The organism is Azohydromonas sp. (genome assembly GCF_035325925.1).
In the GTDB taxonomy this organism is placed as follows: domain Bacteria; phylum Pseudomonadota; class Gammaproteobacteria; order Burkholderiales; family Burkholderiaceae_C; genus Calidifontimicrobium.
Window position 1 is genome coordinate 1 of record NZ_DAOKZA010000055.1, and the last position, 24,040, is coordinate 24,040.

Below are 24,040 nucleotides of genomic sequence, written 5' to 3' on the forward strand. Positions count from 1 at the left end.
GTCGGCGCGCTGATCGCCTGCTTCGTGTTCTTCGGCACGCTGGTCGTGGCCAAGCGCGAGAAGACCTACGAGGGCTCGGTGCCGCTGGTGACCTTCGGCGCGCTGACGGCGGCGATCATCGCGGTGTTCACGCTGCTGTCGGGCGCGATCATCATCATCCCGGCCTGGCTGATGTCGCTGGGCCTGATGGAGGTCGACCCGCTGGTCTACCGCACCGTGTGGTGGGCGTTCGGCCACAGCTCGCAGCAGATCAACGTCGCGGCGCACATCTCGGTGTGGTACCTGGTCGCGGCGGTCGCCTTCGGTGCCAAGCCGATGAGCGAGCGCGTCAGCCGCACCGCGTTCCTGCTGTACATCCTGTTCCTGCAGCTGGCCAGCGCGCACCACCTGCTCGCCGACCCCGGCCTGTCGACCGGCTGGAAGGTGATCAACACCAGCTACTTCATGTACTTCGCGGTGCTCGCGTCGATGCTGCACGGGCTGACCATCCCCGGCGCGATGGAGGTCGCGCAGCGCCAGAAGGGCTACACGAAGGGGCTGTTCGAGTGGCTGCGCAAGGCGCCCTGGGGCAACCCGACGTTCAGCGGCGTGTTCATCTCGATCATCGGCTTCGGCTTCCTCGGCGGCATCTCCGGCGTGATGATGGGCACCGAGCAGCTGAACATGATCATCCACAACACGATCTACGTGCCGGGGCACTTCCACGCCACCGTGGTGATCGGCACGACGCTGACCTTCATGGCGCTGACCTACTACCTGATTCCGGTGCTGTTCCGCCGCGAGATGATCGCGCCGACGCTGGCCAAGTGGCAGCCCTACGTCTTCGGTCTGTCGATGTACGCCTTCTCGCTGGTGATGATGGGCGCGGGCACGCTGGGGGTGTCGCGCAGGCACTGGGACATGGCATTCCAGGGCGCGGCGCTGGCCTACGAGTGGCCCGGCGCGGCGTACCTGATGATGGGCCTGGTCGGCATCACCGGCCTGGCGGCGATCACCGGCGGCATCATGTACATCTACATCACCGTGGGCTCGCTGCTGTGGGGCAAGAAGCTCGACACCGGCAACGTCAGCGCCAAGTTCACGCCGGTGCCGCGCGCGGCGCCGAGCGCGGCGGCGCAGACCTACGGCTCGATGGGTTTCGCCGCTCCCGGCACCTTCGTGCTGGCGATGGTGTTCCTGGTGGCCTTCGTGCTGTACTACTTCATCAACTGGAAGTACCTGTCGACGCTGTGGGGCCTGAGCTGAGCCGCGCCGGCGCGCCGACGAGGAGCCTGCGATGAACACCACCGTCCTGACCCGCACCGAAGCCCACGCGCCGCGCTGGCGCGTGGTGCTCGGGGTGTTCAAGCTGCGCATCGGCGTGCTGATCATGCTCACCGCGCTGGCCGGCGTGGCGATCGCCCCCGGCGCGGCGCCGCCGCTGTGGCAGGTGCTGCTGATGGCGCTGGCGGTGCTGGTGTCGTCGGCGAGCGCCGGCGCGTTCAACCAGTTCGTCGAGGCCGACAGCGACCGGCTGATGAGGCGCACGCGCCACCGCGCCTTCGCCAGCGGCGCGCTGCACGCCGGCCCGGCGTGGATGGCGCTGATCGTCGGCCTGCTCGCCGCGGCGGTCGCCGCGACGTGGACGTGGATCAACCCCACGTCGGCGGCGTTCCTGTTCCTCGGCGCGTTCACCTACGCGGTCGTGTACACGGTCGGGCTGAAGCGGCGCACCTGGATGAACATCGTCTTCGGCGGCCTGGCCGGCAGCTTCGCGGTGCTCACCGGCGCCGCGGCGGTCGACCCGGCGATCGGCACGCTGCCGCTGCTGCTCGCGCTGGTGCTGTTCCTGTGGACGCCGCCGCACTTCTGGAGCCTGGCGATCGCCAACCGCGACGACTACGCCGCCGCCGGCGTGCCCATGCTGCCGGTGGTCGTCGGCGTCGAACGCGCCGCCCGCGTCGTGCACGCGAACACGGTGCTGCTCGTCGCGGCGTCGCTGCTGCCGGCGCTGTTCGGCGCCGGGCCGGCGTACCTGGTGGCGGCGCTGTTCGGAGGCGCGCACTTCCTGCGCCGCACGCGGGCGCTAGCGCGCGCGCCCGGTCGGGCCACCGCGATGTCGGCGTTCTTCGCGTCGATGGTGCAACTGGCCGCGCTGATCGTCGGAGTGGCCGTCGATGCGGCGTTGCGCTGAAGTGCTGGCCGCGGCGCTGCTCGCCGCGACGTTCGCGGCTCCGGGGCTGGCCGGCGCGGCGACACCCGGGGCCGCGCCGCCGGCGACGCCGAACACCACCGGCGCGGGCGGTGTGCCCACGCTCGACGAACGCGAGGCGCTGCGCATCAGCCAGGCGGTGGTCGGCACGACGCCGCCCGACTACACGCTGCTCGATCGCGAGGGCCGCCCGGTGCGCATGTCGAGCTACCGCGGCAAGCCGCTGCTGGTGAGCTTCATCTACACCGGCTGCTTCACGGTGTGCCCGACGCAGACGCGCACGCTGCACGAGGCGGTCAAGGGGCTCGACCGCCTGCTCGGGCCGCACCAGTTCAACGTGGTCAGCGTCGGCTTCAACCAGCCGTTCGACTCGCCCACCGCGATGCGCTCGTTCGCCGCCCAGCACCGCATCCAGTACCCGAACTGGGAGTTCCTCAGCCCGCACCGTTCGGTGGTCGACGCGATGACGCGCGACTTCGGCTTCAGCTACGTCGCCACACCCGCCGGCTTCGACCACGTCGTCGGCGTCACCGTGGTCGACCCGCAGGGGCGCATCCACAGCCAGGTCTACGGCGAGCGCATGACCGCCGAGGCGCTGGGCCAGCCGCTGCGCGAGTTGCTGCTGGCGGCACCGCCGGCCGGCCAGACGATGTCGCTGGCCGAATTGGTCGAGCGCGTGCGCATCCTGTGCACGATCTACGACCCCGACACCGGCGAGTACCGCTACGACTACGCGCTGTTCTTCGAGCTGGCCGGCGGCCTGGGATTCTTCCTCACGGTCGGCGTGTACCTCGTGCGCGAATGGCGTTCGCGCCGCCGCGCGCCGGCGGTGCTGGGCACGCCGGCGGCCACGGCGCCGCGCTGACCCTGCGGCGCCGCGACCGGCGCCTGCCCCGCGGTGACGCCCACGGTCCTGTCCCAGTCGCCCGGCTCGCGCGCGCTGGCGCTGTGGCGGCGCGTCGAGCTCGCGGTCGACACGCTGGGCGGCCCCGCGCTGAATCCGCTGCGCCACCTCGGCGCGCTGGGCTTCCTCGCGTTCTGGCTGCTCGCGGTCAGCGGCATCTACCTGTACGTCGTGCTCGACACCTCGGCCGCAGGCGCCTGGGGCTCGATCGACCGGCTGACGCGCGAGCAGTGGTACCTGGGCGGCGTGCTGCGCAGCGTGCACCGCTACGCCGCCGACGCCTTCGTGCTGTTCACCGCGCTGCACATCGTGCGCGAGTGGCTGCACGGCCACTACCGCGGCTTCCGCCGCTTCTCTTGGCTCACCGGCGTGCCGCTGCTGCCGCTGATGGCGGTGTGCGCGATCGGCGGGTTCTGGATGAACTGGGACCAGCTCGGCCAGTTCTCGGCGGTGGCCACCGCCGAATGGCTCGACGCGCTGCCGCTGCTCGGCGCGCCGCTGGCACGCAACTTCCTGTCGGCCGCGGCGGTCAGCGACCGCCTGTTCTCGCTGTTCGTGTTCGTGCACCTGGGCGTGCCGCTGCTGCTGGTGTTCGCGCTGTGGTTCCACATCCAGCGCATCACGCGCGCCGCGGTGTTCCCGCCGCGCGCGCTGGCGCGGGGCGCGTGCGCCGCGCTGCTCGCGCTGTCGCTGGCGGCGCCGGTGACGAGCCACGCGCCGGCGCAGGCGGCGCAGGTCGCGCCGGCGCTGGCGCTGGACTGGGTGCTGCTGGCGGTGCACCCGCTGATGTACGCCACCTCGGCCGGCTTCGTCTGGGCGCTGGTCGCCGCGGTGCTGCTGGCGCTGGTCGCGCTGCCGTTCGTGCCGCAGCCGGCGCGTGCGCCGGTGGCCGTGGTCGACCCGGCCAACTGCAACGGCTGCCGGCGCTGCTTCGCCGACTGCCCCTACGCGGCGATCACGATGGTGCCGCACCCGAACGGGCGGCCCGGGCGGCAGCTCGCGCAGGTCGACGCCGACCTGTGCGCGAGCTGCGGCATCTGCGCCGGCGCCTGCCCGTCGTCGACGCCGTTTCGCAGCGTCGCCGAGCTGGCCACCGGCATCGACATGCCGCAGCGGCCGGTGGGCGCGCTGCGCACGCAGTTGCAGCGCCGGCTCGACACGCTGGCCGCGCCGCAGCGCATCGTCGTGTTCGGCTGCGCGCACGGCGCGCGGGTCGACACGCTGCGCGGCGACGCCGACGTCGCGGCGTTCGAGCTGATCTGCGCCGGCCAGCTGCCGCCGTCGTTCGTCGAGTACGCGCTGCGCGACGGCGCCGACGGCGTGGTCGTCGCGAGCTGCCGCGACGGCGGCTGCGAGTTCCGCCTCGGCGCGCGCTGGACCGACGAGCGCCTGCGCGGCGCGCGCGAGCCGCACCTGCGCGACTCGGTGCCGCGCGAGCGCGTCGCGCAGGTCGACGCCGGCGCCGGCGAGGAGGCACGACTGCGTGCGGCGGTGGCGTCATTGCGGGCACGTTTGCCCTATGTCAACATGCCCGTCGGGCCAGCACCGAAGATACATCATGGCTGAATCTTCTGTCGCGGCGCAGCCGCGCGGCGTACGTGCCTGGGTCGGGCAGGTGCTGCTGTGGGGGCTGTTCGCGCTGGCCGTGGGCGTGTTCTCGCGCTGGCCGACGTACCAGCACCTCGACGAGGGGCAGGCGCTGATCAAGGTCAGCTTCGTGCACGCCGGCAAGCCGGTGGGCGATTGCCGCCCGCTGACCGCCGACGAGCTCGCCAAGCTGCCGCCGAACATGCGCGCGCCGATGAAGTGCCCGCGCGAGCGCTCGGCGGTGACCGTCGAGGTCGACCTCGACGGTGCACCCGCGGTGCGCGCGGTGGCGCCGCCGTCGGGCCTGTCGCGCGACGGCGCGTCGGCGTTCTACCAGCGGCTCGCGGTGCCCGCGGGCGAACGCCGCGTCGCCGTGCGCCTGCGCGACGACGCGCGCAGCGAACGCTTCGAGTACCAGGTCGAGTCCACCGTGAAGCTCGCGCCGGCGCAGGTGCTGGTGATCGACTTCGACGCCGGGAAAGGCGGCATCACGTTCCAATGAACACGCTCACCGACACCCCGTCCGAGGCCCCGCTGCTCGTGCCGCGCGCGCTGCGCCCGGCCAGCGCGGCCGACTACAGCCTGCCGGTGCAGGCCTCGCAGCGCGCGCTGGCGCGCGGCTGGCTGTGGCTGGGGCTGGTCGCGCTGATCGCCTCGGGCCTGTTCTCGGTGCTGCTGGTGCTCGCGCGCACGCCGGGTGTCAACGCCTGGCTGCCCGGCGTCGACTTCTTCCGCGTCGCGCTGGTGCTGCACGTCGACCTGTCGGTGCTGGTGTGGTTCGTCGCGGTGGCCGGCATGCTGTGGAGCGTCGCGTCGACGCCGCGCGGCGAGCTGTGGAGCTGGGCCGCGCTGGGCGCCGCCGGCGCCGGCACCGCGCTGATGTCGCTGGCGGCGTTCGTCGCACCCGGCGCGCCGATCATGGCCAACTACATCCCGGTGCTCGAGTCGCCGCTGTTCAAGGCCGGGCTGGCGGTGTTCGGCGTCGGCGCCGCGCTGCTGGTGCTGCGCACGATGGCCGCGGCGCCGCGCGTGGGCACGCAGCCCGACGGCGCCGGCGCGCTGCGCTTCGGGCTCAACGCCTCGGCGGTGGCGGGGGCGGTGGCGCTGATCGCGTTCGTCTGGTCGATCGTCGTGGTGCCGACCACGCTCGACGGCAAGGCCTACTACGAGATCCTGTTCTGGGGCGGCGGCCACGCGCTGCAGTTCACGTGGACGCTGCTGATGCTGGTGGGCTGGCTGTGGCTCGCGCAGGCCTGCGGCGCGCGCGTGCCGCTGAGCCCGCGCGTGACGCTGCTGCTGTTCGCGCTGGCGCTGGCCAGCGTGTTCGTGACGCCGTACGCCTACCTCGCGCACCCGGTGACCAGCGTCGAGCACCGCGACCTGCACACCTGGGCGATGCGCTTCGGCGGCGGCGTGGCGATCTTCCCGCTGGCGCTGGCGGTGCTGCTGGCGCTGGCCGGGCTGCGCGGCGTCGCCGACGAGGCGCGGCCGCTGCGCGCCGCGCTGGTGTCGTCGATGCTGCTGTTCGCCGCCGGCGGCGTGATCGGCATGACGATCAACGGCAGCAACGTGAAGATCCCGGCGCACTACCACGGGTGCATCGTCGGCGTCACGCTGGCGCTGATGGGGCTGGTCTACCACCTGCTGCCGCGCCTGGGCTGGGCCGCGCCGCGCGGGCGCATGGCGGTGGCGCAGCCGTACCTCTACGGCGCCGGGCAGCTGATGCACATCGTCGGCCTGGTGTGGTCGGGCGGCTACGGTGTGCAGCGCAAGGTGGCCGGCGCCGAGCAGGTGCTGCACGCGCCGGGCGAGGTGTTCGGCATGGGCCTGATGGGCGCCGGCGGGCTGATCGCGATCGTCGGCGGGCTGCTGTTCGTCGTCGTCGTGCTGCGCGCGATGCGCGCCCCGCAGCGCTGAACGCCGCCGCAGGAGCCCGACGATGGCATTCGGCCCGAAGCGCGCGCTGCGCTACGTGTTCATGCGCGCCGAGGCGGTGTTCAACCGCGCCTTCGGCGACAAGCTCAACCCGCTGTACCACCTCGGCGCGCTGACTTTCTTCCTGTTCTGGATCATCGCCGGCACCGGGCTGTACCTGTACGCGTTCTTCGACACCAGCGTGCAGGGCGCGTACCGGTCGGTGGAGGCGCTGACGCACGGCCAGTGGTACGCCGGCGGCGTCGTGCGCAGCGTGCACCGCTACGCGTCCGACGCGATGGTCGTCACGATGCTCGTGCACCTGGCGCGCTATTGGGCCTACGACCGGCTGCGCGGCTTCCGCTGGTTCTCGTGGGTCACCGGCGTGGCGCTGCTGTGGCTGGTGTACATCGCCGGCGCCAACGGCTACATGCTGCCTTGGGACAAGCTCGCGCAGTTCGTCACCGTCGCCAGCTTCGAGTGGCTCGAGTGGCTGCCCGGCTTCGGCGGCACGCTGGTGCGCAACTTCATCGTCGACGCCAACGTCAGCGACCGCCTGTTCTCGCTGCTGGTGTTCATCCACATCGGCGTGCCGCTGGTGACGCTGCTGCTGATGTGGGTGCACGTGCAGCGCGTGCCCAAGGCGAGCACGCAGCCGCCGCGGCCGATCGCGCTGGCCGCGGTGGCCACGCTGCTGGTGCTCGCCGCGGTGCAGCCGGTGGTCAGCCAGGGCGGCGCGGCGCAGATGGCGGTGGCGCCGACCGCGCTCGAGCTCGACTGGTTCCTGCTGCTGCTGTACCCGCTGGTCTACGTCTGGCAGCCCGCCGCGCTGTGGGCGCTGGTGCTCGGCGCGACCGCGCTGCTGCTGCTGCAGCCGTGGCTGCCGCCGCGGCGCGGCGGCGCCGCGCAGGCGCATCGCATGACGATGCACCCCGGGGCCGTGGCGGTGAGCGCGCGCGGCGGCGAGACCATCCTCGAGGCCGGGTTGCGCGCCGGGCTGGCGCTGCCCTACGACTGCCGCGCCGGCGGCTGCGGCGTGTGCGTGTGCACGGTGCTCAACGGCAGCGTCGACCACGGCAACTATCAGGAGGCGGCGCTCACCGCGGCGATGCGCGCACGCGGCCAGGCGCTGATGTGCTGCGCCACGCCGCTGGAGGACATCGAGGTCGAGGTCGACGTCGCGGCCGAGTCGCTGCTGGCCGCCGAGGCGCCGCGGCGCCACCGCGCGCGCGTCGTGAGCATGCAGCGCCTGAGCGGCGACGTGATGCAGCTGCGCCTGGAACTGCCGCAGGGCCAGCGGCTGCCGTTCGCCGCCGGCCAGTACATCAACATCGTGCTCGACGACGGCGCCAAGCGCGCGTTCTCGTTCGCCAACGCGCCGCAGGACGACTCGCACATCGAGCTGCACGTGCGCCTGGTGCCGGGCGGACGCTTCACGACCCACGTCTTCGAGCGCATGCGCGAGGGCGACACGATCGAGTTCGAGGGCCCGCTGGGCCGCTTCACGCTGCGCGACAGCCAGCGCCCGATCCTGTTCATCGCCGGCGCCACCGGGTTCGCGCCGATCAAGAGCATCGTCGAGGACGCGTTCGCGCGCGGCATCCGCCGTCCGATGTGGCTGTACTGGGGCGTGCGCGAGCGCAAGGACCTGTACCAGGCCGAACTCGCCGAGCGCTGGCAGCGCGAGCACGACAACTTCCACTTCGTGCCGGTGCTGTCCGACGTCGCCGCCGACGACCCCTGGCCGGGGCGGCGCGGCCTGGTGCACCACGCGATGCTCGAGGACTTCCCCGACATGGCCGGCTACGAGCTGTACGCCTGCGGCTCGGTGCGCATGATCGAGGCCGCGGTGCCGGCCTTCGTCGCCCAGGGGCTCGACGAGAACTTCTGCTACTCCGACGCGTTCGTGCCGTCGCACGGCGCCGCGCCGGCCAAGGCCCCTGCGTCGACCTGACCCCCGTGACGACCGTTTCGACGACCCTGCCGACGACGTGCCGATCCAGAAGATACACTATGCGTATAGCTTCTAGAGCCGCGCTGCGATGCAACGCCTGATCCCCCTGCGCGAACCGGCCCCGGTGCGCCCCGGCGCGCCGTCGTGGCGCGCCTTCCTCGAACTGGGCTTCCGCCCGCTGTACCTCGCGGGCACCGGCTGGGCGCTGGTGTCGATCGCGATCTGGGTGTTCGCGCCGCACTGGCTCGCCGGGCCGCTGGCCGGCGTGGCCTGGCACGCGCACGAGATGCTGTGGGGATTCGTCGCGACGATCGCGGTCGGCTTCCTGCTGACCGCCGGCGCCAACTGGACCGGCCAGGTGCCGCTGGCCGGCGCGGGGCTCGGGGCGGCGCTGGCGCTGTGGGCGGTGGCGCGGGCGGGTTTCCTGGTCGGCACCCCCGCCGCGTTCCACGTCGCCGCGGCGGCCGAACTGCTGTTCTTCGCCGTCGCCGCCGCGGCGATGGCGCGCGTCGTCTGGCGCACGCGCAACCGGCGCAACTACGTCGTGCCGCCGATGATGCTGGGCCTGGGGGTCGCCGACGCGCTGTTCCTCGCGTCGCTCGACGACTGGACGGCGACGCTGCGCGCGTTCAACGCCGGGCTGCTGGTGATGGCGCTGATCGCGCTGCTGGTCGCGCGCCGCGTGATCCCGTTCTTCGCGATGCGCGCGGTCGCCGGGCTGCAGATCCCGATGCACGACGACACCGCGCGCGCGCAGCTCGTCGCAGGCGCGGTCGCGGTGGTCGCGCTGCTCGCCGGCTGGCCGTGGCTGCTCGCCGCCGGCGCGGGCACCGCCGGCGCGCTGGCGCTGTGGCAGGTGCTCGCGTGGCGTCCGGCCGCGGTGCGCGCGCGGCCGATCCTGTGGATCCTGTATGCCGGGTACGCGGGGCTGGGCATCGGGCTGCTCGCCGCGGCGGCGCAGGCCGCCGGCGTACCGATGCGCTCGGCCTGGCCGGTGCACCTGGTCGCGATGGCCGGCTTCTCGGTGCTGATCATCGGCATGGTCACGCGCACCGCGCTGGGCCACCTCGGGCGCGCGCTCGAGCTCGACCGCAGCATGGTCGCCAGCTACTGGCTGGTGATCGCGGCCGTGGCGCTGCGGCTCGCGGCGCTGTGGCCTTCGGCGGCGTCGCCGCTGCTGCTGCAGGCGTCGGCGCTGGCCTGGGTCGCGGCGTTCGCCGCGTACCTGTGGCGCTTCACGCCCTGGATGATCCGCCCGCGCCCCGACCGGCCGCCGCCTGCGCCGCGCAAAACTTGAACCAGCGCAAGGACGCCGCGCCCGCGCGACCTAGCATAGATACATTCACGATCGATCTTCAAGACCGTCCACCCCCCCCCACCAGGAGCCCACCCGCATGAGCACCACCGTCGACGTGCGCACCATCGTCCCGCGCGAACGCCATCCGCTGATCTTCTCGACCTTCGACGGCCTGAAGGCCGGCGACGCCTTCGAGCTGGTCAACGACCACGACCCGAAGCCGCTGTACTACCAGTTCGCCGCCGAGCGCCACGGCCAGTTCAGCTGGGACTACCTCGAGCAGGGCCCCGACACCTGGCGCGTGCGCATCGGCAAGACCGGGCGCGACTGCTGCGGCAGCTGCGGCGGCTGAGGACGGCGGCGATGAGCACCGTGCACCTGCACCTGTCGCCCGACGCGATCTACCCGTTCGACGCGCGCGGCATCGCCAAGCGTTTCCGTCACGCCGCGATCTTCGGCGCGCTCGACGCGCTGCACCCCGGCGAGACGATGCGCTTCGTCAACGACCACGACCCGCTGCCGCTGCTCGACCAGCTCGCCCGTCGCTACGGCGAAACCGTGGCGGTGACCTACCGCCAGCGCGAGCCGGGCGGCGTGGTGATCGACTTCGTCAAGGCGGCGTGATGCCCCACGCCGGGCAGAATGCGGCGATGCTGCCGTGCCCGGTGACCCAGCTGCTGTGGCGCGCGCTCGCGCTGCTGTGCGTAGCGCTGGGCATGCTCGGCGTCGTGCTGCCCGGGCTGCCCACGGTGCCGTTCCTGCTGGTGGCCGCCTGGGCCGGCGGCCGCGGCTGGCCGTGGATCGAGTACTGGCTGCTCAACCACCCGAAGCACGGCCCGGCGATCCGCCGCTGGCGCGACCACGGCGCGGTGCCGCGCCGCGCCAAGTGGGGCGCGTCGCTGATGATGGTGGCCAGCGCCGTCGTGCTCGCGCTGTCGCCGCTGCCGCTGTGGCTGCAGCTCGGCGTGCCGGCCTTCATGGCCTGCGTCGCGCTGTGGCTGTGGCGGCGCCCGGAGGTCTGAGGAGACCACCCCCGAAGCGCCCGCGGCGGCCGCTCGACGCCGGCAACGCAGTCGCCACCGACGCACGCCCGGACGATCGACGCGGCCGTCCTTCGATGCGGGGCACGACCCGCGGGTCAGCCGGTGCGGTCGACCTGCGGCAGCACCCGTGCGCGCACCGTCCGCGTCGGCCACGCGAACACGCCGCCGCCGAGGTGGTGCAGCGTGTGCAGGTCGGCGTTGTCGTCGCGCAACGACCAGCGCCCGTCGGCGAACACGCGCGCGTCGGCCTGCGCCCAGACGACCTCGCCGAAGAAGGTGTCGTAGGCCCGTTCGCTGTGCGGCTCGGCGATGCGCCGGCACTCGAGCCAGGCCACGCAGCCCTCGACCAGCGGCAGCCCGAGCACCGGGCCGTCGAAGCTGTCGATGCCCCAGCGCGCGAACTTGTCGCCGTCGCGCCCCGATGCGCTGCCCACCGTGAAGGTCAGGTCGGCCAGCGCGCGCGCCGGGACGCTCAGCGAGAACGCCCCCGCGGCGAGCACCAGCTCGCGCGTGTACGTGCTCTTGTCGACGACCACCGCGATGCGCGGCGGCGTGAACTCGACGGGCATCGACCACGCCGCCGCCATCAGGTTGCGCCGCCCGCCGTGCGCGCTGCCGACGAGCACCGTCGGCCCGTGGTTGACGAGGCGGCTCGCGTGCGCGAGGTCGACGTCGCGTCGCATCCCGGTCATCCGCGCCGCGTCGACCACACCAGCGTCGCCGCCGCCAGGTCCTCGAGCGCGGTGCCCACCGACTTGAACACCGTGCGTTCGGTGGCGTCGCACCGCCCGGGCACCTCGCCGCGCGCCAGCGCGGCCAGCGTGCCGCGCACCGCGTCGCGCGCGAACACCCCGCGCGACATCGGCCCCAGCAGCTCGCCGCTCTTGGCCAGCGCCTCGTCGGTGTCGACGTAGATCGCCGCGCCGGCGAACGCGTCGTCGTCGGCCTCGCGCATCGCCGGCGTGAAGCTGCCGATCAGGTCGAGGTGGCTGCCGGCGCGCAGCCAGCGCCCCTGCACCACCGGGGCGGTGGCCAGCGTCGCGCAGCTGACCACGTCGGCCGCGGCCGCCGCGGCGTCGAGCGCGTCGACCGCCGCCGCGTCGAAGCCGTCGTCGCGCAGCAGTGCCGCCAGCCGCTGCGCCGCCTCGGCGCGGCGCGCCCACACGCTGACGCGCTCGATCGGCCGCACCACGCGGTACGCCGCCGGCAGCAGCCGCGCGACCGCGCCGGCGCCGACCACCAGCAGGTGCCTGGCGTTGCCGCGCGCCAGCCACGACGCGGCCAGCGCCGACGCCGCCGCGGTGCGGCGCGACGTGATCACCGCGCCGTCCATCAGCGCCAGCGGCGCGCCGCTGAGCGCGTCGAACAGCAGGTACGCGGCGTGCAGCCCGGGCAGCCCGCGCGCCGCGTTGCCCGGCGCGATGTTCACCGTCTTGACGCCGTAGTGCCGCGCGGTCCACGCCGGCATGATCAGCGAGGTCATCGTCTCGGCGCCGGCCGCCACCTCGTGCACGTGGCGCGGCGGCACCGTGCAGCCGGCGGCGAACTGCGCGCGCAGCGCCGGCACCAGCCGCTCGAAGGGCAGCGCGGCGCGGGTGGCCTCGGCGTCGAAGGTCTGCATGGGGGACGAGGTCGCGGTGCGGCGCGGCCAGCATACCCGCGCCCGCGGCGGGGGCGGGCGTGGCGCCGCCGCCACCGTCTCGGTGAAACCCCGCAGCCCGCGCCGCGCGCCGCTCTGCGCCAGGTCAAAGAATCGCGCCGACGGTGCCGACCCCGCATTGCCGACACTAGATGTAGTGGGTAGGCTGCGCCCCGCACACTAGATCTGGGGACACGAGGGAGGGCCATGCACACCGCCGCGCACACCGCCATCACGCACGCGATCAAGCGCGACGGCCGCGTCGTCGCCTTCGACGCCGCGAAGATCGCCCGCGCGATCGAACGCGCCGGCGCCGCCACCGGCGAGTTCGGCGCCGACGAGGCGCAGCGCCTCGCGCTGCACGGCGTGCTGCCGCGGCTGGCGGCGCTCGGCGCGGTCACGCCGGCGATCGAGCAGATCCAGGACCAGGTCGAGGCGACGCTGTTCGACGCCGGCTGGCGGCGCACGCTGCGCGCCTACACCGTCTACCGCGACCAGCACCGCAAGCTGCGCGACGCGAAGAAGACGCTGGTCGACGTGCAGTCGGCGATGGACGAGTACCTGCAGCAGCGCGACTGGCGCATCAACGCCAACGCCAACCAGGGCTGGAGCCTGGGCGGGCTGATCCTCAACGTCAGCGGCAAGGTGGTGGCCAACTACTGGCTCGACCACGTCTACCCGCCCGAGGTCGGCCGCGCCCACCGCGACGCCGACATTCACGTGCACGACCTCGACATGCTCAGCGGCTACTGCGCCGGCTGGAGCCTGCGCACGCTGCTGCACGAGGGGCTCAACGGCGTGCCGGGCAAGGTCGAGGCCGGGCCGCCGAAGCACCTGAGCAGCGCGGTGGGCCAGATCGTCAACTTCCTCGGCACGCTGCAGAACGAGTGGGCCGGCGCGCAGGCCTTCAGCAGCTTCGACACCTACCTCGCGCCGTACGTGCGCAAGGACGGCCTCGACTACGCGCAGGTGCGCCAGTGCCTGCAGGAGCTGATCTACAACCTCAACGTGCCGTCGCGCTGGGGCACGCAGACGCCGTTCACCAACCTCACGTTCGACTGGACCTGCCCCGAGGACCTGCGCGAGCAGGTGCCGGTGATCGGCGGCGTCGAGATGGCGTTCACCTACGGCGAGCTGCAGCGCGAGATGGACCTCGTCAACCGCGCCTACATCGACGTGATGATGGCCGGCGACGCCAAGGGCCGCGTGTTCACGTTCCCGATCCCGACCTACAACATCACCAAGGACTTCGACTGGGACAGCGCGAACGCGCAGGCGCTGTTCGAGATGACCGCGCGCTACGGGCTGCCGTACTTCCAGAACTTCCTCAACTCCGACCTCGAGCCGCACATGGTGCGCAGCATGTGCTGCCGCCTGCAGCTCGACCTGCGCGAGCTGCTCAAGCGCGGCAACGGGCTGTTCGGCTCGGCCGAGCAGACCGGCTCGCTCGGCGTGGTCACCGTCAACTGCGCGCGGCTCGGCCACCTGTTCGCCGGCGACGAGGCCGCGCTGCTCGCGCGGCTCGACCAGCTGCTCGAGATCGGCCGCGACAGCCTCGAGATCAAGCGCAAGGTCATCCAGCGGCTGATCGACCAGGGGCTGTTCCCGTACACCAAGCGCTACCTGGGCACGCTGCGCAACCACTTCTCGACGCTGGGCGTCAACGGCATCAACGAGGCGATCCGCAACTTCACGCACGACCGCGAGGACATCACCACGCCGTGGGGCCACGCGTTCGCGCTGCGCCTGCTCGACCACGTGCGCGCGCGCATGGTGCAGTTCCAGGAGGACACCGGCCACCTGTACAACCTCGAGGCCACGCCGGCCGAGGGCACCACCTACCGCTTCGCCAAGGAAGACCGCAAGCGTTTCCCCGGCATCCTGCAGGCCGGCACGCCCGAGCAGCCGTACTACACCAACAGCTCGCAGCTGCCGGTGGGCTTCACCGACGACCCGTTCGAGGCGCTCGAGCGCCAGCAGGAGCTGCAGCGCAAGTACACCGGCGGCACCGTGCTGCACCTGTACATGAGCGAGCCGCTGTCCAGCGCAGACGCCTGCCGCGAGCTGGTCAGGCGCGCGCTGTCGCGCTTCCGCCTGCCGTACGTCACCGTCACGCCGACGTTCTCGATCTGCCCGACGCACGGCTACCTGCGCGGGCGCCACGACTTCTGCCCGAAGTGCGACGACGAGCGGCTCGCGGCCAAACGCGCGCGGCTGGCCGTCGCCTGACCCCACCCGTCCCGTCCTTCCCCTCCACCCGCACAGGAGCACCGCGCATGAGCGACACCACGTTCGCCCCCGAGACCGCCACCGAAGTCACGCTCGCCGACGACGAGCGCCAGCGCTGCGAGGTGTGGACCCGCGTGATGGGCTACCACCGCCCGGTGTCGTCGTTCAACACTGGCAAGAAGGGCGAGTTCGCCGAGCGCGTGTACTTCGAGGAGCAGTGCGCGTTCGCGCACTGAAGCGCCCGCGGCGCGCTGCGCCGCGCCGCCAGCGCAGCACGATGGACCTCGCGACCACCATCGCGGCCGAAGTCGAGACCATCGACGCGACCGCCGACGCGACCGCCGACACGCGCGCCGGCGCGCTGCGCATCGGCGGCGTCACGCCGTTCACGACCATCGACTACCCCGGTGCGCTCGCCGCGGTGGTGTTCGTGCAGGGCTGCCCGTGGCGCTGCGTGTACTGCCACAACCCGCACCTGCAGCCGCGCGACGGCGCCGGCCATGCCGGCGGCTGGCCGGCGTTCGCACGCTGGCTGGAACGCCGCGCCGGGCTGGTCGACGCGGTGGTGTTCAGCGGCGGCGAGCCGACGCTCGACCCCGCGCTGCCGTCGGCGATGGCGGCGGTGCGCGCGCTGGGCTTTCGCGTCGGGCTGCACACCGCGGGCCTGTACCCGCGCCGGCTCGCCGCGGTGCTGCCGTCGGTCGACTGGGTCGGCTTCGACGTCAAGGCGCCGCTGGCCGACGCCGCCGCGCACGACCGCGTGACCGGCGTCGCCGGCAGCACGCGCGCGCCGCGAGCCGCGCTGGCGGCGCTGCTCGCTGCCGGCGTCGACTTCGAGTGCCGCACCACCGCGCACCCGGCGCTGCTCGACGACGCGGCGCTCGTCGCGCTCGGCGCGTCGCTGGCCGCGGCCGGCGTGCGCCGCTACGCGCTGCAGGTCTGCCGGCCCGCCGGCGCCACCGCGCCGCTGCCGGCGGTGAGCGCACACTACCCCGCGCGCACCACGCTCGACGCGCTGGGCGCGATGTTCGACCGCTTCGAACTGCGTCGCGACGCCTGAGGGCGGGCCGGCCGTCCCGCGCCCGCCGCCCTAGTCGCCGATCAGGTGCAGCACCACCTGGCGCGCGTGCGCGCGGCGGCGGTGCTCGTACAGGTAGATGCCCTGCCAGGTGCCCAGCACGAGCCGCCCGTCCACCAGCGGCACCGCCAGCTGCGTGGCGGTCAGTGCGCTGCGCACGTGCGCCGGCATGTCGTCGTCGCCCTCGCTGCGGTGCTCGAACAGCGCGTCGCCGTCGGGCACCAGCCGCGCGAAGAAGCGCTCCAGGTCGCGCTGCACGGCGGGGTCGGCGTTCTCCTGGATCAGCAGGCTGGCCGAGGTGTGGCGCACGAACAGCGTCAGCAGCCCGGTGGCGATGCCGCTGGCGCGCACCCAGTCGGCCACCGGGCGCGTGATGTCGACCATGCCCCGGCCGCGGTTGTTCACCTCGAGCGTGGTGTGCGACTGGCGCATGAACGATCGGCCCCTGCGGGCGGCTTGTAGTCGACGACGTGGTGCGGGGTCAACGGTGCGCGGGCCGGCCGCGGGCACAATGCGCGCCGCGCATGAACCTGATCGAGCACTACGCCGCGCTGCGCCACCTGCACCTGACGATGGTCGGCGCCAGCGTCGCCTGGTTCGCGCTGCGCGCCTTCGCGTCGCTGGCCGGCGCGCGCTGGCCGCTGGCGCTGTGGGCGCGCGCGACGAGCTGGGTCGTCGACACCGCGCTGCTCGCCGGCGGCGCGTCGCTGTGGATCGCGCTGCAGCTGCACCCGCTGGCCGACGCCTGGCTGGGCACCAAGCTCGCGCTGCTGGTGGTCTACGTGGGGCTGGGCACGATGGCGCTGCGCCGCTCGCGCGGCGTCGGCGCGCGGCTGGGCTGGACCGCGGCGGCGCTGGGCTGCTACGGCTACATGGCGATGGTCGCGATCACGCGCCAGCCGCTGTGGCCGCTGTGTTCGCTGCTCGGCTAGACGCGCCGCCGCCGGGCGCCGGCGCGCATGACATCGGTCAAATCCATGCCCCGGGCGTGCGCCTAAGGTGGCGCCCGCCCAGGCGGCCGGCCGCCGGCGCCGCGGCCGTGGCGCGCGCCGCAGCCGCCGGCCCGCCCCCTGCCGCACGATGAGCCCCGCCCCGGTCCCCCCCGCCGCCCCGCGGCCCGCCGCGCTGCGCCGCGCCGCCGCGGCCGCGCCGCCGCCGCCGTGGCGGCTGCGCTGGCTGTTCGCCGCGCCGCACCGGCTGGCGTTCGCCGCCGGCGCGCTGGTGCTGGGCGCGAGCGCGCTGTGGTGGGCGCTGGTGCTGCTGGCGCGTGCGCGCGGCGTGGCGCTGCCGTGGCAGCTGGCGCCGGCGCCGGCGCACGCGCTGCTGATGGTGTTCGGCTTCATGCCGCAGTTCTTCGCCGGCTTCCTGTTCACCGCCGGCCCGCGCTGGCTGGCGCTGCCGCCGCCCGACGCGCGCACGCTGCTGGCGCCGGTGCTGGCGCAGCTCAGCGGCTGGGCGGTGTTCGTGCTGGGCGTGCACGCGCCCACCGCGGCGCTGGGCACGCTGCTGTGCGCCGCCGGGCTGGCGGCGGTGGCGCTGGGCTGGAGCCTGGTCGTGCTGCGCTTTGGGCGGCTGCTGCGCGCCAGCCGCGTCGACGACCGGCTGCACCTGCGCTGCGCGGCCGGCGCGCTGGCGTTCGGCGCGCTGCTGCTGTGGGCCGCCGCCGCCGCGGTGGCGCTACAGCACGCGCCGTGGCTGCGCCCGCTGGCGCTGGCCGGCGTGTGGGGCTTCGCCGGCGTGGTGTTCGTGGCGGTGGCGCAACGCATGATCCCGCTCTTCGGCGCCGCGGCGCTGCCGGCGCTCGACGCTTGGCGGCCGAACGCGCTGCTGGCGGTGTTCGTCGGCGCGATGCTCGTCGAGGCCGCGGCGCACGCCGCGCAGGCGCTGTGGTGGCCGTGGCCGGCGGCGGCGCACGCGCTGCTGGCCGCGCTCGAGGCGGCGCTGGCGCTGCTGCTGCTGGCGCTGGCGTGGCGCTGGGCGCGGGTGGCCCCGCTGCGCCAGCGCCTGCTGGCGATGCTGTTCGTGGGCTTCGCCTGGCTCGGCGTGGCCTTCGCGCTGGCGGCGGCGTCGAACGCGCTGGCCGCCGCCGGCGGCGGTGCGCTGGGGCTGGCGCCGCTGCACGCCTTCACGATGGGCTTCCTCGGCTCGACGCTGCTGGCCATGGTCACGCGCGTGACCAGCGGCCAGGGCGGGCGCGCGCTGGCCGCCGACCGCATCGCCTGGGCGCTGTTCCTGGCGCTGCAGGGCGCGGTGCTGCTGCGCCTGGGCGCCGAACTGCTGCCGGCGCTGGCCGGCGTGCTGACCCCCGCCGCCGCGGTGCTGTGGGCCGCGGTGACCGGCGCCTGGGCGCTGCGCTACGGGCGCTGGTACGGGCGCCCGCGCGTCGACGGGCGGCCGGGGTAGCGCACACACGACGGCAGCGCTTGCACCCCGCCGCCGGTGGCCTAGACTAGCCCCCTACTGTATTTCCAACCAGTGGCCGACCCATTTTCTTCCCGCGCGCCCACGGTGGCGGCGCGCCCCACCGGAGACCGACACGATGAACCCCACCGACACCCCCCGCGCCAACGCCCGCGGCCACGCCCGCGCCGCGCTGCCTGGGCAGGACATCAGCACCGAGGTGCTGATCGAGAAGTACGCCAAGGACGGCGAGCGCAGCATCGACGAGGTGCGCCTGCGCGTGGCGCGCGCGCTGGCCGCCGTCGAGGCGCCCGAGCAGCGCGGCAAGTGGGAGCAGCGTTTCCTGCACGCGCAGCAGCGCGGCTTCGTGCCGGCCGGGCGCATCGCGTCGGCCGCCGGCACCGACCTCAGCGCCACGCTGATCAACTGCTTCGTGCAGCCGGTGGGCGACTCGATCGCGCAGGTCGACGAAGGCCACCCCGGCATCTACACCGCGCTCACCGAGGCCGCCGAGACGATGCGCCGCGGCGGCGGCGTGGGCTACGACTTCTCGCGCATCCGCCCCAAGGGCGCGTGGGTGGGCAGCACGCGCAGCGCCGCGTCGGGGCCGGTCAGCTACATGCGCGTGTTCGACCGCAGCTGCGAGACGGTGGAGAGCGCCGGCAGCCGCCGCGGCGCGCAGATGGGCGTGCTGCGCTGCGACCACCCCGACGTGGAGGAGTTCGTGCGCGCCAAGGACAGCGGCGACCTGAAGAACTTCAACATCTCGGTGGGCGTCACCGACGCCTTCATGCAGGCCGTGCTGGCCGACGGCGAGGTCGAGCTGACGCACCGCGCCGAGCCCGGCCCGGCGCAGAAGGCCGACGGCGCCTACCAGCGCGCCGACGGGCTGTGGGTGTACCGCAGGCTGCGCGCGCGCGAGCTGTGGGACCTGATCATGCGGTCCACCTACGACCACGCCGAGCCCGGCGTGCTGTTCCTCGACCGCATCAACGCCGACAACAACCTCGGCTACTGCGAGACCATCGCCGCCACCAACCCGTGCGGCGAGCAACCGCTGCCGCCCTACGGCTGCTGCTGCCTCGGCAGCATCGACCTGACGCACTTCGTGCGCGACCCGTTCGACGCCGGCGCGCGCTTCGACGACGCCGGCTTCGCCGAGGTGGTGCGCGTGGCCGTGCGCATGCTCGACAACGTGCTCGACGTCACCGTGTGGCCGCTGCCGCAGCAGCACGACGAGGCGATGGCCAAGCGCCGCGTGGGGCTGGGCTTCACCGGGCTGGGCGACGCGCTGGTGATGCTGGGGCTGCGCTACGACAGCGAAGCCGCGCGCGACATGGCGCGGCGCATCAGCGAGACGATGCGCGACGCCGCCTACGCCGCCTCGGTGGACCTGGCCGGCGAACGCGGCGCGTTCCCGCTGTTCAACGCCGACCTGTACCTGTCGGGCGGGCGCTTCGCGTCGCGCCTGCCCGCGGCGCTGAAGGAACGCATCCGCACGCAGGGCATCCGCAACTCGCACCTGCTGTCGATCGCGCCCACCGGCACCATCAGCCTGGCGTTCGCCGACAACGCCAGCAACGGCATCGAACCCGCGTTCAGCTGGACCTACACGCGCCGCAAGCGCGAGGCCGACGGCAGCTTCAAGGAATACGCCGTCGAAGACCACGCCTGGCGGCTGTACCGCCACCTGAAGGGCACCGACGCGCCGCTCACCGAGGCCTTCGTCACCGCGCTCGAGATGAGCGCCACCGACCACGCGGCGATGGTGGCCGCGGTGGCGCCGTACATCGACACCTCGATCAGCAAGACGGTGAACGTGCCCGCCGACTACCCCTACGCCGACTTCCAGGACCTGTACCTGCAGGCCTGGCAGTCGGGGCTGAAGGGGCTGGCCACCTACCGGCCCAACAGCGTGCTGGGCGCGGTGCTGAGCGTGGACAGCGCGCCCAAGCCGGCGCCGCTGTCGGCGCTGGCCGCCGAGGGCGCCGACGCGCGCCTGCGCGTGGACCGCCTGCCCGCGCCGGTGCTGCAGTCGCTGCGCTGGCCGGGCCGCCCCGACCTGCCCGGCGGCAACCCGGCGTGGAGCTTCATGATCCGCCACCCGCACGGCGAGTTCAGCCTGTTCGTCGGCGAGCTGCCCGCCGCGCCCGGCCCCGACGGCGGGCTGTTCGGCAAGACCGTGCCGTTCGAGGTGTGGGTCAACGGTGCCGAGCAGCCGCGCGGGCTGGCCGCGCTGGCCAAGACGCTGTCGATGGACATGCGCGCCAACGACGCGCAGTGGCTCAAGCTCAAGCTCGACGCGCTGGCCACCGTGGCCGAGGAACGCGCGTTCGAGATGCCGTTCCCGCCGCACGGCGAGAAACGCCTGTTCCCCGGCGTCGTGGCCGCCACGGCGGCGGTGGTGCGCTGGCGCTGCGAACAGCTGGGCGCGCTGGCCGCGTCGGACGAGGGCGGCGGCCCCACGCCGGTGCTCGACGCCATGTTCAGCCGCGACGAGCCGCGCACCGGCGCCGACGGCACGCTGGCCTGGGCGGTGGACATCGACAACCCGAGCACCGGCGAGGCCTTCACGCTGACGCTCAAGGAAGTCAGCCTGCCCGGCCCCGACGGCACGCGCGTCAGCCGGCCCTGCGCGATCGGCTTCTCGGGCAACTACCCGCGCGCGCTCGACGGGCTGGCGCGGCTGCTGAGCCTGGACATGCGCGTGATCGACCCGGCGTGGATCGGCATGAAGCTGCGCAAGCTGCTGAACGTGGGCGAGCCGCTGGGCCACTTCCTGGCCCCCGTGCCCGGCGAGCGCCGCCAGCAGGTGTGGCCCAGCACCGTGGCCTACCTGGCGCGGCTGGTGATCCACCGCTACGCGATGCTCGGCGTGCTCGACGAACAGGGCCTGCCGCTGCGCGAGATGGGCGTGCTGGAAGCCCCGTCCGCCAAGGCCGAAGGCGCCACCGTGGTGCCGATGGCCGGCCGCCCCTGCCCCGAGTGCGGCAACGCCACGATGATCCACAAGGACGGGTGCGACTTCTGCACCGCCTGCGGGTACGTGGGGCAGTGCGGGTGAATCCGCCGCGCGACCGGGCCGCCGAACGCGCCACGGCGGTGGCCGCAGCGCCGCCGGGCGCGGGGCGCATGCGGGTGACGAAGAAGCTCGCGCCCGACAGCCGCGGCGCGCTGAAGCTGGCGCGGCAGTTCGGCGAATCGCTGCTGTGCGTGCGCCACCGCACCGACGACCACGGCGAGTATCGGTACACGACGGTCGAACTGCTGGTCGACAAGGCGCGAGTGCAGCCGCGCAGCGACCACGTCGTTGGCGTACGCGTCGAGGCGCACGAGAAGGCGCTGCAGCAGCTGGTGCGCGCCGCCGGCGGCAGCTGGGACTACAAGGCTCGCGTCTGGCGCCTGCCGCGCCGCGTCGCCGGCATTCTCCGGCTGACCGATCGGATCACCGAGAAGTAGCTGCATGTGGATTCCACATTCATCTACTTCGATCTCCATGTGGAAACATGTTCCCACGGGTAGCCACGTCGGGTTGCTATCGATAACACGTTAGGCCGCTCAAGCCACAGGAGAGCTACTTCATGCACATTAAATACATCGCTGCTGCCGCTGCCCTTCTCGCTGCGAGCACCGCCCACGCCGATCCCGTGGACGACGCCTATCGCCTTTGCAAAGCAATGGAAGGCACGGGCCTGACTACCGAATGCGAAGTCAGTGGCTACCACTCCCGCGTGGACGTCACCATCGACACAACGGGAGCCGAAGCTCGGAAAATCTGTGCAGGTGTCGCCGAGCAGATGGCCCGAGCCGGCGCAAACTTTCAAGGGAAGTGGAAGCTTCGCATCCTGTCGCCCTACAGTGGAGATAAGGCAATCGCCGTTTGCCCGTTGCGGTAGGTCAGCATGTCCCAGCAACTCAAGGCCCAAGCCCAGGCTGCCGTAGCCGCGCTGGAAGAGTGCGCGCTCCGCCTGCTCTGCTCCAATCCTCACGGCCTTCGCACAGGCGAAGTCGCAGCCTTGCTCGGGATCGAGTCACACGTACCCGCTCGGAATTCCAACTGGCTCGCGCGCACTATCCTTGAGCAATTGGTGGTCAGTGGCAAGGTCGTATCGGTGAAGGCCGGCAATGCACGTCTGTTCAGAGCGGCCTAACCCTTCGCTCAAGCGGAGCGCCAACGGCAGGCCACCAGGCCCGGGCCTGTGGTACTCCGTACATTGTCACAGGCCCGGGCCTGGCGTCCTGCCGCTGTCGCCCGCTTAGCTCAAACGTTAGGCCTATGAAACACAAAGCTATCCACCGACCGATTCTTGAACTCTCAGCCGATGGGTCGCTCACACAGGCTGGACACACTTCGGAGTTCTCTGCAGAGAGAACGAATACTTTCGAGGTCGTTGCCGACAGTGCCGCGAGGCTGCGCAGGCTGTATGCAGAACTCAACCTTTCTTTGAGTAAGAGCCCTACGCTTCTCGCGCTCATTGAAGACACTGAAACCCTCGCAGCTGCATCCGAAGATGAGCGTACTTTTGCTCAACTCCTTTCAGCGCTGCAGGTTCAGCGCATCGCCGAGGCGATTCTTCCTCTTGCTGGTACGTCTCAGGTCCGCGAGAAGCTCGCTGAGACCCTTGATGGCGGGATAAGCCTTCTTTCCCGGACACGCTCCAAAGCCAAAGATACGCTCTGGGAGCTTGAACTGCATCGAGTTCTATCTGCCTGTGGCATCGCGACCAGGTTTGCCGAGCCGGACCTTATGGTTGCCCTGGCCGGCTCAGATGCCGGGGTTGCTTGCAAGAAGCTCTACTCTGAGGCGAACGTCGAGAAGGTGCTGTCTCAGGCCATTCAGCAGATCGAGCGCAACTGCAGTTCCGGCATCGTTGCTCTAGACATTGAAGACCTTCTGCCTGAAAACGCAATTCTTCAAGTCCCAAACTCGCAGGGTATGGACGCCCGCATGAACGCGCACAACGACAGCTTCATGCAGCGCCACGAAAGGCACCTGCGCAAGTACCTGGAGCCGGGCCGCGCCATTTCGGTAGTCGTCTCGTCTAGTGCCATCGTTGACATCCTCGACCGATCGCCGCGCTTTTACACGGCAAGGCAAACGACGATGTGGAACATTCCGAACAACTCCCCGGCGCAGTCAAGCCAAGTCGACGCAATCCTGAAGGCTTTACTGTCGTCGCATACAGCATAGGCCTAACTGGTCGTTCAACCGGAGCGCCAACGGCATGGCACCTGGCCCGCGCGGCGCTGTCTGCCTATCATGCGCCGCACGGGCCAGGCGCCACGCCGTCGTCGCCCGGTTAACTCTGCGTTAGGCCGCACAGGACGCGCTGCCGACGACTACCTGCCTCTCAAGACAGAGTGTAGAAGGGAGCCACGAGTGAACCTCAGTGCTGCACGCATCTTCGTTCGAGATCTTGAAGAAGCACAAGCCTTCTATGAACGGACGCTCGGCCTACCCCTACAGGCAGGTCAGGCGTCGGCCGGCTACTGCGTATTCGGGGTTGGCTCCTGTCAGCTGGTAGTTGAGCCGGTGCTGAAGGACGCCCCAGAAGATGAACAGGTCCTTGTCGGTCGCTTCACCGGGTTGTCCTTCGCCGTCTCTGACATACACACCAAACACCAGGAGCTAATCGCCAAAGGTGTCGCCTTTACAGGCGGGCCTGAACTCCAGTCTTGGGGAGGAACCCTTGCAACCTTCTCCGACCCAGCGGGAAACGAGATTCAACTCGTCCAGCATGCGAGTGCGGCCTAACCCCTTAGAGGGACTTCCCTTCCTGTCAAGCGGTATTCGCATTTGACGG

At 72.2% G+C, this 24,040-nt stretch carries 24 protein-coding genes; 21 read left to right on the forward strand and 3 right to left on the reverse strand.

Features of this window, described 5'->3' with window-relative positions:
* The 11 genes from PKC53_RS16180 to PKC53_RS16230 form a co-directional block, all read left to right on the forward strand.
* The coding region (locus tag PKC53_RS16180) for a cbb3-type cytochrome c oxidase subunit I (protein WP_324430455.1) at positions 1–1,245 on the forward strand (1,245 nt) is incomplete at its 5' end.
* A gap of 31 nt (positions 1,246–1,276) precedes the next feature.
* Positions 1,277–2,173: a heme o synthase gene (gene cyoE / locus PKC53_RS16185; protein ID WP_324430457.1), complete on the forward strand. Its 897-nt coding sequence runs from the start codon at positions 1,277–1,279 to the stop codon at positions 2,171–2,173.
* Positions 2,157–3,056, forward strand: coding sequence for an SCO family protein (locus tag PKC53_RS16190; RefSeq protein ID WP_324430459.1), 900 nt, complete (start codon positions 2,157–2,159; stop codon positions 3,054–3,056). The genes cyoE and PKC53_RS16190 overlap by 17 nt, the downstream gene beginning before the upstream one ends.
* A gap of 33 nt (positions 3,057–3,089) precedes the next feature.
* Entirely contained in the window at positions 3,090–4,661 is a 1,572-nt protein-coding gene (locus PKC53_RS16195; protein WP_324430461.1) for a hydrogenase iron-sulfur subunit, read from the forward strand.
* A complete protein-coding gene (locus PKC53_RS16200; protein ID WP_324430463.1) occupies positions 4,654–5,184 on the forward strand; it encodes a hypothetical protein in 531 nt (176 codons plus the stop codon). The genes PKC53_RS16195 and PKC53_RS16200 overlap by 8 nt, the downstream gene beginning before the upstream one ends.
* Positions 5,181–6,599, forward strand: coding sequence for a cbb3-type cytochrome c oxidase subunit I (locus tag PKC53_RS16205; RefSeq protein ID WP_324430465.1), 1,419 nt, complete (start codon positions 5,181–5,183; stop codon positions 6,597–6,599). The genes PKC53_RS16200 and PKC53_RS16205 overlap by 4 nt, the downstream gene beginning before the upstream one ends.
* Positions 6,600–6,621: 22 nt before the next feature.
* Entirely contained in the window at positions 6,622–8,550 is a 1,929-nt protein-coding gene (locus PKC53_RS16210) for an FAD-binding oxidoreductase (protein ID WP_324430467.1), read from the forward strand.
* Positions 8,551–8,638: 88 nt separating this feature from the next.
* Positions 8,639–9,847 carry an NnrS family protein gene (locus PKC53_RS16215; RefSeq protein WP_324430470.1) on the forward strand — a complete coding sequence of 403 codons (1,209 nt, stop codon included), beginning with the start codon at positions 8,639–8,641 and terminating at the stop codon, positions 9,845–9,847.
* A gap of 97 nt (positions 9,848–9,944) precedes the next feature.
* Positions 9,945–10,199 (forward strand): DUF2249 domain-containing protein, encoded by a 255-nt coding sequence (locus tag PKC53_RS16220; RefSeq protein ID WP_324430472.1) that lies wholly within the window; start codon positions 9,945–9,947, stop codon positions 10,197–10,199.
* Positions 10,200–10,210: 11 nt separating this feature from the next.
* On the forward strand, positions 10,211–10,471 hold the full coding sequence (locus tag PKC53_RS16225; protein ID WP_324430474.1) for a DUF2249 domain-containing protein: 261 nt from the start codon (positions 10,211–10,213) through the stop codon (positions 10,469–10,471).
* Between the two features lie 26 nt (positions 10,472–10,497).
* Positions 10,498–10,869: a YbaN family protein gene (locus PKC53_RS16230; protein WP_324430475.1), complete on the forward strand. Its 372-nt coding sequence runs from the start codon at positions 10,498–10,500 to the stop codon at positions 10,867–10,869.
* A 116-nt stretch (positions 10,870–10,985) separates the two neighbouring features.
* Here the strand turns inward: PKC53_RS16230 and PKC53_RS16235 are convergent, their stop codons facing one another.
* Both PKC53_RS16235 and PKC53_RS16240 read right to left on the reverse strand, forming a co-directional pair.
* Entirely contained in the window at positions 10,986–11,573 is a 588-nt protein-coding gene (locus PKC53_RS16235; RefSeq protein WP_324430477.1) for a flavin reductase family protein, read from the reverse strand.
* 5 nt (positions 11,574–11,578) lie between these two features.
* Positions 11,579–12,511, reverse strand: a complete 933-nt coding sequence (locus tag PKC53_RS16240) for an ornithine cyclodeaminase family protein (RefSeq protein ID WP_324430479.1) — start codon at positions 12,509–12,511, stop codon at positions 11,579–11,581.
* Between the two features lie 225 nt (positions 12,512–12,736).
* On the opposite strand from PKC53_RS16240, the gene PKC53_RS16245 reads away from it, so the two are divergent.
* The 3 genes from PKC53_RS16245 to PKC53_RS16255 are packed head-to-tail and all read left to right on the forward strand — an operon-like array spanning position 12,737 to position 15,818.
* The gene (locus tag PKC53_RS16245; RefSeq protein WP_324430481.1) at positions 12,737–14,758 is read left to right on the forward strand and encodes a ribonucleoside triphosphate reductase; all 2,022 of its coding nucleotides are present in this window, start codon (positions 12,737–12,739) and stop codon (positions 14,756–14,758) included.
* A gap of 47 nt (positions 14,759–14,805) precedes the next feature.
* The gene (nrdD, locus tag PKC53_RS16250; RefSeq protein WP_324430483.1) at positions 14,806–14,994 is read left to right on the forward strand and encodes an anaerobic ribonucleoside-triphosphate reductase; all 189 of its coding nucleotides are present in this window, start codon (positions 14,806–14,808) and stop codon (positions 14,992–14,994) included.
* Positions 14,995–15,035: 41 nt separating this feature from the next.
* Positions 15,036–15,818 carry an anaerobic ribonucleoside-triphosphate reductase activating protein gene (locus PKC53_RS16255; protein WP_324430485.1) on the forward strand — a complete coding sequence of 261 codons (783 nt, stop codon included), beginning with the start codon at positions 15,036–15,038 and terminating at the stop codon, positions 15,816–15,818.
* 30 nt (positions 15,819–15,848) lie between these two features.
* Here PKC53_RS16255 and PKC53_RS16260 read toward each other — a convergent pair whose 3' ends face one another.
* The gene (locus tag PKC53_RS16260) at positions 15,849–16,268 is read right to left on the reverse strand and encodes a secondary thiamine-phosphate synthase enzyme YjbQ (protein WP_324430487.1); all 420 of its coding nucleotides are present in this window, start codon (positions 16,266–16,268) and stop codon (positions 15,849–15,851) included.
* Between the two features lie 92 nt (positions 16,269–16,360).
* Between PKC53_RS16260 and PKC53_RS16265 the strand changes: the two genes are divergently transcribed.
* From PKC53_RS16265 to PKC53_RS16295, 7 genes are all read left to right on the forward strand, one after another.
* Complete coding sequence (locus tag PKC53_RS16265) at positions 16,361–16,768, forward strand: SirB2 family protein (RefSeq protein ID WP_324430489.1); 408 nt, start codon at positions 16,361–16,363, stop codon at positions 16,766–16,768.
* A gap of 148 nt (positions 16,769–16,916) precedes the next feature.
* Positions 16,917–18,239: an NnrS family protein gene (locus PKC53_RS16270; RefSeq protein ID WP_324430491.1), complete on the forward strand. Its 1,323-nt coding sequence runs from the start codon at positions 16,917–16,919 to the stop codon at positions 18,237–18,239.
* 136 nt (positions 18,240–18,375) lie between these two features.
* Positions 18,376–21,300 (forward strand): adenosylcobalamin-dependent ribonucleoside-diphosphate reductase, encoded by a 2,925-nt coding sequence (locus PKC53_RS16275; RefSeq protein WP_324430493.1) that lies wholly within the window; start codon positions 18,376–18,378, stop codon positions 21,298–21,300.
* Between the two features lie 68 nt (positions 21,301–21,368).
* A complete protein-coding gene (locus PKC53_RS16280) occupies positions 21,369–21,695 on the forward strand; it encodes a hypothetical protein (protein WP_324430495.1) in 327 nt (108 codons plus the stop codon).
* Positions 21,696–21,817: 122 nt separating this feature from the next.
* Positions 21,818–22,132, forward strand: coding sequence for a hypothetical protein (locus PKC53_RS16285; RefSeq protein WP_324430497.1), 315 nt, complete (start codon positions 21,818–21,820; stop codon positions 22,130–22,132).
* Between the two features lie 380 nt (positions 22,133–22,512).
* On the forward strand, positions 22,513–23,427 hold the full coding sequence (locus PKC53_RS16290) for a hypothetical protein (protein ID WP_324430499.1): 915 nt from the start codon (positions 22,513–22,515) through the stop codon (positions 23,425–23,427).
* Between the two features lie 189 nt (positions 23,428–23,616).
* Complete coding sequence (locus tag PKC53_RS16295; RefSeq protein ID WP_324430501.1) at positions 23,617–23,991, forward strand: VOC family protein; 375 nt, start codon at positions 23,617–23,619, stop codon at positions 23,989–23,991.
* Positions 23,992–24,040 lie beyond the last annotated feature (49 nt).

Bases quoted from the DNA above. Each gene is read 5' to 3' on its own strand.
- PKC53_RS16260 (WP_324430487.1), bottom strand. From the start codon at position 16,268: ATGCGCCAGTCGCACACCACGCTCGAGGTGAACAACCGCGGCCGGGGC.
- PKC53_RS16240 (WP_324430479.1), bottom strand. From the start codon at position 12,511: ATGCAGACCTTCGACGCCGAGGCCACCCGCGCCGCGCTGCCCTTCGAG.
- cyoE (WP_324430457.1), top strand. From the start codon at position 1,277: ATGAACACCACCGTCCTGACCCGCACCGAAGCCCACGCGCCGCGCTGG.
- PKC53_RS16220 (WP_324430472.1), top strand. From the start codon at position 9,945: ATGAGCACCACCGTCGACGTGCGCACCATCGTCCCGCGCGAACGCCAT.
- PKC53_RS16270 (WP_324430491.1), top strand. From the start codon at position 16,917: ATGAGCCCCGCCCCGGTCCCCCCCGCCGCCCCGCGGCCCGCCGCGCTG.
- PKC53_RS16245 (WP_324430481.1), top strand. From the start codon at position 12,737: ATGCACACCGCCGCGCACACCGCCATCACGCACGCGATCAAGCGCGAC.
- PKC53_RS16235 (WP_324430477.1), bottom strand. From the start codon at position 11,573: ATGCGACGCGACGTCGACCTCGCGCACGCGAGCCGCCTCGTCAACCAC.
- PKC53_RS16265 (WP_324430489.1), top strand. From the start codon at position 16,361: ATGAACCTGATCGAGCACTACGCCGCGCTGCGCCACCTGCACCTGACG.
- PKC53_RS16275 (WP_324430493.1), top strand. From the start codon at position 18,376: ATGAACCCCACCGACACCCCCCGCGCCAACGCCCGCGGCCACGCCCGC.
- PKC53_RS16290 (WP_324430499.1), top strand. From the start codon at position 22,513: ATGAAACACAAAGCTATCCACCGACCGATTCTTGAACTCTCAGCCGAT.
- nrdD (WP_324430483.1), top strand. From the start codon at position 14,806: ATGAGCGACACCACGTTCGCCCCCGAGACCGCCACCGAAGTCACGCTC.
- PKC53_RS16210 (WP_324430467.1), top strand. From the start codon at position 6,622: ATGGCATTCGGCCCGAAGCGCGCGCTGCGCTACGTGTTCATGCGCGCC.
- PKC53_RS16225 (WP_324430474.1), top strand. From the start codon at position 10,211: ATGAGCACCGTGCACCTGCACCTGTCGCCCGACGCGATCTACCCGTTC.
- PKC53_RS16190 (WP_324430459.1), top strand. From the start codon at position 2,157: ATGCGGCGTTGCGCTGAAGTGCTGGCCGCGGCGCTGCTCGCCGCGACG.
- PKC53_RS16285 (WP_324430497.1), top strand. From the start codon at position 21,818: ATGCACATTAAATACATCGCTGCTGCCGCTGCCCTTCTCGCTGCGAGC.
- PKC53_RS16215 (WP_324430470.1), top strand. From the start codon at position 8,639: ATGCAACGCCTGATCCCCCTGCGCGAACCGGCCCCGGTGCGCCCCGGC.
- PKC53_RS16205 (WP_324430465.1), top strand. From the start codon at position 5,181: ATGAACACGCTCACCGACACCCCGTCCGAGGCCCCGCTGCTCGTGCCG.
- PKC53_RS16280 (WP_324430495.1), top strand. From the start codon at position 21,369: ATGCGGGTGACGAAGAAGCTCGCGCCCGACAGCCGCGGCGCGCTGAAG.
- PKC53_RS16230 (WP_324430475.1), top strand. From the start codon at position 10,498: ATGCTGCCGTGCCCGGTGACCCAGCTGCTGTGGCGCGCGCTCGCGCTG.
- PKC53_RS16255 (WP_324430485.1), top strand. From the start codon at position 15,036: ATGGACCTCGCGACCACCATCGCGGCCGAAGTCGAGACCATCGACGCG.
- PKC53_RS16200 (WP_324430463.1), top strand. From the start codon at position 4,654: ATGGCTGAATCTTCTGTCGCGGCGCAGCCGCGCGGCGTACGTGCCTGG.